Origin of the sequence: uncultured Neglectibacter sp., from assembly GCA_937958185.1 — a bacterium.
GTDB lineage: Bacteria > Bacillota > Clostridia > Oscillospirales > Acutalibacteraceae > Acutalibacter.
The window spans coordinates 36553-44945 of record CALFFN010000016.1 but is presented as its reverse complement, the minus strand read 5'-3'; the positions used below and the strand labels follow the sequence as shown (position 1 = coordinate 44945).

Below are 8393 nucleotides of genomic sequence, written 5' to 3'. Positions count from 1 at the left end.
ACTTCCCTGCCGTCCTCAGTGACGCCCACGATCTTCATATCCGGGGTGCCGATCATAAAGTCGACATGAATGGTAGAGTCGTTGAAAACCTCCTTGGTTTCTTCCGCGCCGCCGAACCCACGCCCCAGCGCCAGATGGCAGCTGGCGTTTTCGTCGATGAGGGTGGTGTAATAGACCAGCCCGCTCATGCTGATGGGGGAATGGTATTCCACCAGCGCCGCTTCGCCCAGATATCCGGCGTTTTCATCGGTGGCGATCAGGGCTTCCAGCATTTCCCTGCCCTCGTCCGCCAGCACCTCCACCACCTTGCCGTCCTGGAAACGGAACCCGAACTTCTCGATTTTCTTGCCGCCCAGCACCAGCGGGCGGGAGGCGTACACCACGCCGTTTGTCCCGAATTTGTGGGGCGTGGTGCAGATTTCCTCTGAGGGGATATTGGCGTTAAAGGGGATATACCCGGCGGGCAGTTCTCCGTCCTCATAGCCGAATTTTGACCATGGGGTCAGCTGGACCGTAAGGTCGGTGCCGTTGCCGGCGGTGTAGTGCAGGCTTTTCAGGTGCAGCCTGTCCACCGCCCTGCCGCGCTCCGCGGTGACCCGGTTCTTTTCCTGCCAGGTTTTTACCACATCGTTTTCCTCGTCCACATAGCAGAGCTTAAAAAGCAGCCGCCACAGCTTTTCTTCCGCTTCCTCGCCGCGCTCCGGGAGGATATACTCCGCCCATTCCCGGGTGGAGACCATGGCGATCAGCCACTGGCAGTGCTTTTCCCGGCTCGCCTTTCGCATGATGTTCCGCACGGCGTCCACATGGGCGAAAATGGCACTGGAGTTTTTCTCGCTCACGTCCTCCATCAGCTTGGGGTTGACGCCCTCCAGCCGGATATAGCAGGCGCCCTGCTCCAGATACCCCTCGTGCATGGCGTACTCCCAATCCTCTACCCGGCGCATATCCTCATCGCTGCGGAACTGCGCGGCGACCTTCAGATTGGGCAGGTCCAGATAATGCACCACCACGTTTCCCGCACCCAGCTTGTAGCATTCCTCCGCAAAGATGGAGGTAAACTGGTATCCCTCGATGGCAGCCTCTACCAGAACGGTCTGTCCCTTCTGGACGTTCAAGCCCACCCGCGCCAGCGTATAGGCATACTTGCGCTTCATTTCTTCCAGTGTCATAACATGACCTCCCATATTTTCAAGCCCATTTTCTTTAGATTATACAGGGGTTCTGCCCAAAACGCAATGGAAAATCTCCGGCAGAAAAAACCTCCCGGAGTTTTTCTCCGGGAGGTTCTTGCTATTTCTGATATTCTTTTTCCAGCAGGGCGTAGGTTTCCGTCATTTCGGGATAAATGAGGAAAATCTCATTTCGTTCCAGCTGCACGGTCTGCCCGGCAGCAGGCTCCGAACCGTTCCCTGTAAGCAGACCGCCCTTTGCCGTGAAGGGCTTCTCCCCTGTGTACATCAGCTCGTACACTCTGGGTCTTTCTGCGCTAAAATCTATGGTGAGGTGCCTTTCCCCGGCAATGTCCTCCCGCAGCGCCTGTTCCAGCTTTTGGAGGAAGTCTTTGGAGAATCCGCCGATCTTCTTTCCGGCAGTCACTTCCTTCGGCTCCTTTCCCGTTTCCGACAGCAGCAACAGGCCGTAGTACCCCTGTCCGTCCCATTTTTCTTCGGTATCAATAACGCCCACCTCTGTCAGGGCGCCCAGGGCGTTTATGGGGAAATAGCTGGACATCATCTCCTCCGAGGCGGCGATCTCCCGCCAACTGTCCCTGATCTCCCCCAGCTTCTCCCTTCCCTGTCCTGTGAGGACGGATTCATTCTGGGAGTAGTTGACCCAGGAGTAGCTGACCCATTTCCCGCCGGGCTCTGTATAGTAATGCAGCTGAATGCCTACGTTGCCGTCTCCCTTTCGCCCGGGCAGGTAAGGGTACTGGGACGCGCGTTCCATTTCGATCCACTTCCTTTGAAGCCCCAGCACCTGCGCGATCCCCTCCGGGCTGGTCACGCCGGGAGAGAGAAGCTTCCCCAGGGTCCCCTCCTCAGCACCTGTCAGCCCCACGTGCAATTCGCTGAGCAAAGCCCCGTTGGAACCGGCGTCATAGTATTCCATCGTCGCGCCTACCGCTTCCTCCTGCTCCAGCGGGGGAGTATCCAGCCCCATGCCGGTGGAAACGATTCCCAGCACCGCCGCCCAGATGAGGAGCGCCGCCACCAGCGGCTGGAAATGGCGGAACAGCTTTTTCAGGCTGTGATGGTAGAGCAGCTCGGTGAGGAGCCACACCAGCATTAGCCCCAGCAGCATTGCCCCCAGCGTGAGGAATATCCCCAGCACACCGCCGACCCGGTAGCGCCCGGGAATGTTGCTGCCCAAAAAGAACGCCGCCATCAGGGAAAGCTCTGCCCGGGCAACGTATTCGATCCCCCGGCTGCACCGGGAAACGCCGGAGCTTTCGCTTTTCCGGCGGCGGTAAACTCCGCAGCCCGCCGCAGCCAGCAGCAGGAACAGCACGCCGTACCAGAGGACCGTCAGCGGCAGCTCCATATCCCGGAACACAAAGAACAGCGCCACAGGCGGCGAGATCGCCCCCCGCAGGAAATGGGTGAGCCTGCAGGAAAGGTCCGCCCCGGGTATGGTGCTGAAAATGACAGAGGGCAGATAGGTCATCAGCAGCGGCGCCGCAAGGCTCAGCACCAGCGAGATCAGCCCGTATTCAAACAGCGTGCCGCTGCAAACCGCCATCAGCAGGAAAAACGCCAGCGCCGCCGAACCGATCACCAGAAAATGCAGGAGCAGGAAGGCGGTCCCCACCGGGGAGGGAGCATTGCGGCAGATCAGACAGAGCATATGCCGCAGGGGAAGCCCCAGCACCACCGGCAGCCACAGGGAAGCAAGCGCCGAAAGGAAGCTTCCCGCAAAAAACACTTCCCGTTTCACAGGCAGGGCGTGGAGCACGTCCGCCTGCCGGCGGCTGAAGCACTCGCTGAACAGGAACGGGGGGAGCAGCAGGGAAAAGCCCAGCATGACAACGCTCAGCGCCATAGATACATCATTTGGCTGATGATAGGGCGGCACCAGGCAGACCCCCAGGAACAGCACCAGATAGATCGCCGTCAGGGGCAAACTGCGGCGGAACTGCCACGCGAACACCGTTCCAATTCTTTTATTCTCCAAGGATGCTTTCGATGTCATAACCAGCCGCCTCCATTTCACTGATAAATACTTCCTCCAACGACAGGGGCACAGTCTCCCGGAAAGACGGGGAGAAGCTGTCCAGCGCCGCCAAAATTTCTTCCTCGTTTCCCCGCGCCACAAAATTCAAAAGCGAACCCGTGGCTTCCCACTGGGTGATGCAGATTTTCTGTTTCAGCTCGCCGATCTCCGGCATGGCGGGGAACACCGCCTGCACCCGGTGCAGGCAGAGCTGGACGCCGTCCAGCTCCTGCTCCAGTACCACGCCGCCCTTGTGCAGCAGCGCCATGGTGTCGCAGAAATCCTCCATTTCCCGAAGATTGTGGGACGCCAGCACCACCGTCATGTGCCGGTCTGCCACTTCCTCGATGAGCAGCTTTTTCATCAGCTTTCTCACCACCGGGTCCAGCCCGTCGAATACCTCGTCCAGCAGCAGGAAATCCGGGCGGGAAGACAGCGTCAGGATCAGCCCCGCCTGCCTGCGGTTGCCCTTGCTCAGGCTGTTGTACCTTGCCTTTTCATTCACGGGGAACATGGCGCAGAGCCTGCGGAAATAGTCCTCGTCCCAGCTGGGATAGAACCGGGAAAGCTCTTTTCCCACCTGCAGGGTGGACTGGTTCCCCGGAAGCCACAGCTCGTCCGGCAGCAGGCGGGTCCTGCTTTTCAGCGCGCTGTTTTCCCAGGGGGATTCCCCGTCCAGCAGGACTTCCCCGCCCTCCGGGCGGTAGATCCCCGCCAAAACGCGGAGCAGGGTGGATTTTCCCGCCCCGTTGGAGCCGATCAGCCCGAAGATGCTGCCCTGCTCTATCTTCATGCTGACCTCGGACAGCGCCGTGGTTTCCCCAAAGCGCTTTGTCAGCTGCTTCGTCTCTATCATACCGTTTCCTCCTTTTCCAGAGCCATCCTGAGTTCTTCCCTGCCGATACCGCATTCCAGCGCTTCCCGCACCGCCTCCCGCACCCGGATCAGCGCCGCTTCCCGGCGCTTTTGGAGCGCCGCCTCCGGCGTTGCCAGGAAGGAACCCTTCCCCGGCAGGGAGCAGATCACCCCGTCATGCTCCAGCATGGCATAGGCTTTCTGCACTGTGTTGGGGTTGACCCCCAGCTCCTTTGCCACCGCCCGCACCGAGGGGAGCTGCCCGCTTTCGCCGAACGCCCCGGCCGCGCCCAGGCGGATCACACTGCGGTAGACCTGCTCGAAAATCGGCAGTCCGCTTTTGTAGTCGATGGAGAACACTTTTCTCCCTCCTAACTGTACTATTTCGATTAGTACAGTTAGAGCATACACCTTACCCTCCGTGTTTGTCAAGGTTTTTTCCTAAAAATTTTTTGGAGCCGTTTCGTGCCGCTGCCCCGCCATGCTTCCCGGTTGAATTTCCAAAAGGAATATGGTATCCTACCTCATAGGAAATTTTCCCTGTTCCAGGGAAAGGAAACGACGATGAAACGCAAAAGGAGAATCCTATGATCGCCAGAAAACTAAAGCCGGAGGAACGGTATTTTTCCGGGCTCCACATGGCTGTCGCCTTTGAGGGTGGCTTTGATCTGGAAAAGGCGCGCGCCACCGCCCCCGAGGCAAAGGAAACAGAGAATTCCGACTGCTGGGCCGCCTTTGTGGAGGGGGAGCCTGCCCCTGTCGCCAGCTTTATCATGAACAAATACCAGTCCCGCTTTGACGGGCACGTGGTCAAGATGGGCGGCGTAGGCGGCGTTGCCACCCTGCCCGCACACCGCCGGGGCGGCGCGATCCGCGCCTGTATGCAGGCTTCCTTCCGGGACCTGTACGATAGCGGCTTTGTGCTGTCCTCCCTGTATCCCTTCAGCTCCGCCTATTATCGGAAATTCGGCTTTGAAAACGGGCAGCCCTGCCAGCTTTGGACGCTGCCCCTGTCCGACCTGAACGTGCCGGACGTGGGCGGGCGGGTGTACCAGCTGTTCCCCGGGGACGACTACGCCCCCCTGCTGGCGGTATACAACGCCATGTACGAAGACTGCAACCTTTCCGTGGTGCGGAAGGTATACGATGAGGACCTGGCTGAAAAAAACCTGCTGGAGGAAAAGCGCTATATTTTTGTCTGGGAAGATGAGACCGGCGCGCCCGGCGCGTTCCTCATCGGCGGCAGGGACGGCGAGGTACTGAACTGCCGCACGGATTTTTCCGCCAGAAACGGCCTGCTGTTCCGGGACGCCCGGGCGCTGCAGGGGCTGCTGCACTTTGTCCGCACGGCGTTTATCGCCAATTTTGAAGCGATCCGCTTCTCCACCCCCGCCCATACCAATGTTATTTCCCTGTTCTCCGAGGTGACCTCCATAGACTGCAAGCTGTTTGTGAACGGCATGCTGCGGGTGGTAAATGTGGAAGAAGCCCTGAAGCTCTGCCGCTGCCGGGGCGAGGGAAAGCTCACCGTGCAGGTAAATGACCCGCTCCTGCCGGAAAACTGCGGCGCTTTTCAAATCCAGTTCTCTCCCGCTGCGGAGAATCAGGTCCGCCGGGTCACGGAGCAGCCCGATATCGTTCTGGACATCGGGGACTTTTCCGCCCTGCTGCTGGGTGTGCGCAGCGCGGAGGAGTTCCCCTGGATGCCGGCAGTGCAGGTAAAAAATCAGAACGCTCCCTTTGAAAATGTCTTCTATAAAAAGCCCTGCCATGTGCTGGACTTATTCTAAATCATTTCCCTATGGAGAAAGGAGCACGCCATATGAATATCGAGCGAAAGGAATGGACAAGAAAGGCTTCCGGCGAGCCGGGAAGGATTTTTTCCCGCAGCTGGAAAAGCGAAGATACCCCTGCGAAAGCCGTGGTGGAGATCGCCCACGGCATGGCGGAGCACAGCGCCCGGTACGACGCCTTTGCCGCCTTTCTGGCGGAGCGGGGCTATACCGTCTATATGAACGACCACGCCGGGCACGGGCGGTCCGCCCAGATAAACGGGCATTTTGCCGATAAAAACGGCTGGGAAAACGTGGTGAGCGACCTGAACGCCCTGATGGACGAAGCGGAACGGGAAAACCCGGGGCTGCCCCTGTTTTTGATGGGGCACAGCATGGGCTCGTTTTTGTCCCGCTCCTTTTTGACCCGGTACGGGCAGCGGCTTTCCGGCTGCATTCTCTGCGGCACCATGGGGCAGAACCCCGGCGTAAAGCCCGGCAAGGCTCTGGCGGAGCTGCAATGCAGGCTGCAGGGTCCCCGTTCCCGGGGAAAGCTGCTGGATAAGCTGGCGTTTGGCTCCTACAACAAGCGCATTGAAAACCCTGTAAATAAATTTGCGTGGCTCTCTACCGACGAAGACAACTGCAAAGCCTATGCCGCCGACAAAATGTGCGGCTTCGAGTTTACCGCCGCCGGGTACCGCGACCTGTTCACGGGGCTTGAGGAGGTCAGCTCGCCCCAATGGGCAGCCGCCGTGCCAAAAGAGCTGCCCATCTACCTGGTTGCCGGTCTGGAGGACCCGGTGGGCAACTACGGCGAGGGTCCCCGTCAGGTGGCGGATATGCTGAAAAGCGCGGGGGTAAAAAATGTGGAGCTGACCCTGTACCCGGAAATGCGCCACGAGCTGCTGAATGAAACCGGCAGGCAGAAGGTCTATGACGATATTCTGAGCTGGCTGGAAACAAGAATGGAAGGGGCAGCGATATGAAACGTCTGGTAGCCTCTCTGCTCGCCGCGGCGCAGCTCTTTTTGAACAGCTTTTCCCCCACAGCCACCGCCGCGAAAAAGACCTTCCCCGATGTAACCCCCAGCAAATGGTACTACAGCGACATTATGGCGATGACGGAATCCGGCTGGCTGAACGGCTGTGACGATGGGAGGTTCCAGCCGGAGCGCATGATCAGCAGGGCGGAATTTGTCAGTATCATCGCCCGCCGCCGGGGCATTGCCCCCTCTCAGGGACAGGTCCACCACTGGGCTGCTCCTCTGACCCAGGCAGCCCTTGAACAGGGCTGGTACGATTATGATGAGCTTCCCCCCACCGGGGAAACCTTCAACAGGCCCATCACTCGTCAGTTGGCGGTAAAGATACTAATGAAAGCGTTTTTGCCCAACGCCCGTGGGGATTACAACACGGAATCCCAGAAAATGAAGGATTTTTCCCAGTTGGACGGCAGGTATTACGACGCTGTTCTGGCTGCCTACGCCGAGGGTGTCGCCCAGGGCACGAACCAGGGAAATTTCCTACCCAAAAAGGGCTTGTCCCGGGCGGAAGCCTGCGCCTTGATCTGCCGGGCGGCGAAAAAGTCTGAGTTCCCGGACGTTCCCCTGGACACCACGGAGCCCTCCACCCCGCCCCAGCCCACGGAAGCCCGGCAGGGCGGCGTTACCCAGAACGGCAGGCTGCAGGTCAAGGGGACCCAGCTCTGCAACGAAGCGGGAGAACCCATCGTGCTCCATGGCATGAGCACCCACGGAATGCAGTGGTACGGGCAGTACGCTTCCGGCGGGGCGATCAAGACCACGGCGGAGTACGGCGCGAACCTGTTCCGGGTCGCCATGTACACCGGGGAAAACGGCTATCTTTCCCAAAAGGACGCCATCAGGAAAAAGATCATCGCCGCAGTGGACGACGCCATTAAGAATGATATGTATGTCATCATCGACTGGCACATTCTCTCCGACGGCAATCCCAAAACCCACCTGAGCGAAGCAAAAACCTTTTTCGCCGAAATGGCAAAGCGCTACAAGGACAGCCCGGCGGTGCTTTATGAGATATGCAACGAACCCAACGGCAATGTGTCCTGGGCAAACGATGTGAAGCCCTATGCCAAAGAGATCGTGAAAACCATTCGGGACGCCGGCTCCGACGGGGTGATCCTGATCGGCAGCCCCACATGGAGCCAGGATATCCATTTGGCAGCCGCCGACCCGGTACCGGGGGAAAACCTCATGTACACCCTGCATTTCTACGCGGGTACCCACGGGGAAGACCTGCGCCGGCGCATTGACGAAGCAAATAAAAAGGGGATCGCCGTTTTCGTTTCCGAATGGGGCACCAGCCGGGCGGACGGCAGCGGCGGCGTGTTCCTGAAAGAGTCCGGCGAATGGCTGGATTTCCTGCAAAAGCGGAACATCAGCTGGGCAAACTGGTCCCTCTGCGACAAGAATGAGACCTCCGCCGCCTTAAAGCCCGGCGCTTCCCCGAACGGCGGCTGGAAGCAAAGCGACCTTTCGGAATCCGGCAAGTTTGTTTTCTCCCGGTTTTAACG

At 59.1% G+C, this 8393-nt stretch carries 7 protein-coding genes; 3 read left to right on the top strand and 4 right to left on the bottom strand.

Annotated elements, in window-relative coordinates:
* The 4 genes from AB8996_RS04620 to AB8996_RS04605 form a co-directional block, all read right to left on the bottom strand.
* Positions 1-1172: aminopeptidase (locus AB8996_RS04620; protein WP_369297801.1), on the bottom strand; the 1172-nt coding region annotated here is incomplete at its 3' end.
* A 121-nt stretch (positions 1173-1293) separates the two neighbouring features.
* A complete protein-coding gene (locus AB8996_RS04615; RefSeq protein WP_369297800.1) occupies positions 1294-3174 on the bottom strand; it encodes an ABC transporter permease in 1881 nt (626 codons plus the stop codon).
* Complete coding sequence (locus AB8996_RS04610) at positions 3164-4069, bottom strand: ABC transporter ATP-binding protein (protein ID WP_369297799.1); 906 nt, start codon at positions 4067-4069, stop codon at positions 3164-3166. The genes AB8996_RS04615 and AB8996_RS04610 overlap by 11 nt, the downstream gene beginning before the upstream one ends.
* On the bottom strand, positions 4066-4428 hold the full coding sequence (locus AB8996_RS04605) for a GntR family transcriptional regulator (RefSeq protein WP_369297798.1): 363 nt from the start codon (positions 4426-4428) through the stop codon (positions 4066-4068). The genes AB8996_RS04610 and AB8996_RS04605 overlap by 4 nt, the downstream gene beginning before the upstream one ends.
* 227 nt (positions 4429-4655) lie before the next feature.
* Between AB8996_RS04605 and eis the strand changes: the two genes are divergently transcribed.
* Genes eis through AB8996_RS04590 form a run of 3 tightly spaced genes read left to right on the top strand, consistent with a single transcriptional unit; the run spans position 4656 to position 8391 of the window.
* Positions 4656-5858: an enhanced intracellular survival protein Eis gene (gene eis / locus AB8996_RS04600; protein WP_369297797.1), complete on the top strand. Its 1203-nt coding sequence runs from the start codon at positions 4656-4658 to the stop codon at positions 5856-5858.
* Positions 5859-5890: 32 nt separating this feature from the next.
* Positions 5891-6829, top strand: a complete 939-nt coding sequence (locus AB8996_RS04595) for a lysophospholipase (protein WP_369297796.1) — start codon at positions 5891-5893, stop codon at positions 6827-6829.
* Positions 6826-8391: a cellulase family glycosylhydrolase gene (locus AB8996_RS04590; RefSeq protein ID WP_369297795.1), complete on the top strand. Its 1566-nt coding sequence runs from the start codon at positions 6826-6828 to the stop codon at positions 8389-8391. The genes AB8996_RS04595 and AB8996_RS04590 overlap by 4 nt, the downstream gene beginning before the upstream one ends.
* Positions 8392-8393: the final 2 nt, after the last annotated feature.

Coding starts and splice junctions, on each gene's coding strand:
- AB8996_RS04610 (WP_369297799.1), bottom strand. CDS start 4,069: ATGATAGAGACGAAGCAGCTGACAAAGCGCTTTGGGGAAACCACGGCG.
- AB8996_RS04590 (WP_369297795.1), top strand. CDS start 6,826: ATGAAACGTCTGGTAGCCTCTCTGCTCGCCGCGGCGCAGCTCTTTTTG.
- AB8996_RS04595 (WP_369297796.1), top strand. CDS start 5,891: ATGAATATCGAGCGAAAGGAATGGACAAGAAAGGCTTCCGGCGAGCCG.
- eis (WP_369297797.1), top strand. CDS start 4,656: ATGATCGCCAGAAAACTAAAGCCGGAGGAACGGTATTTTTCCGGGCTC.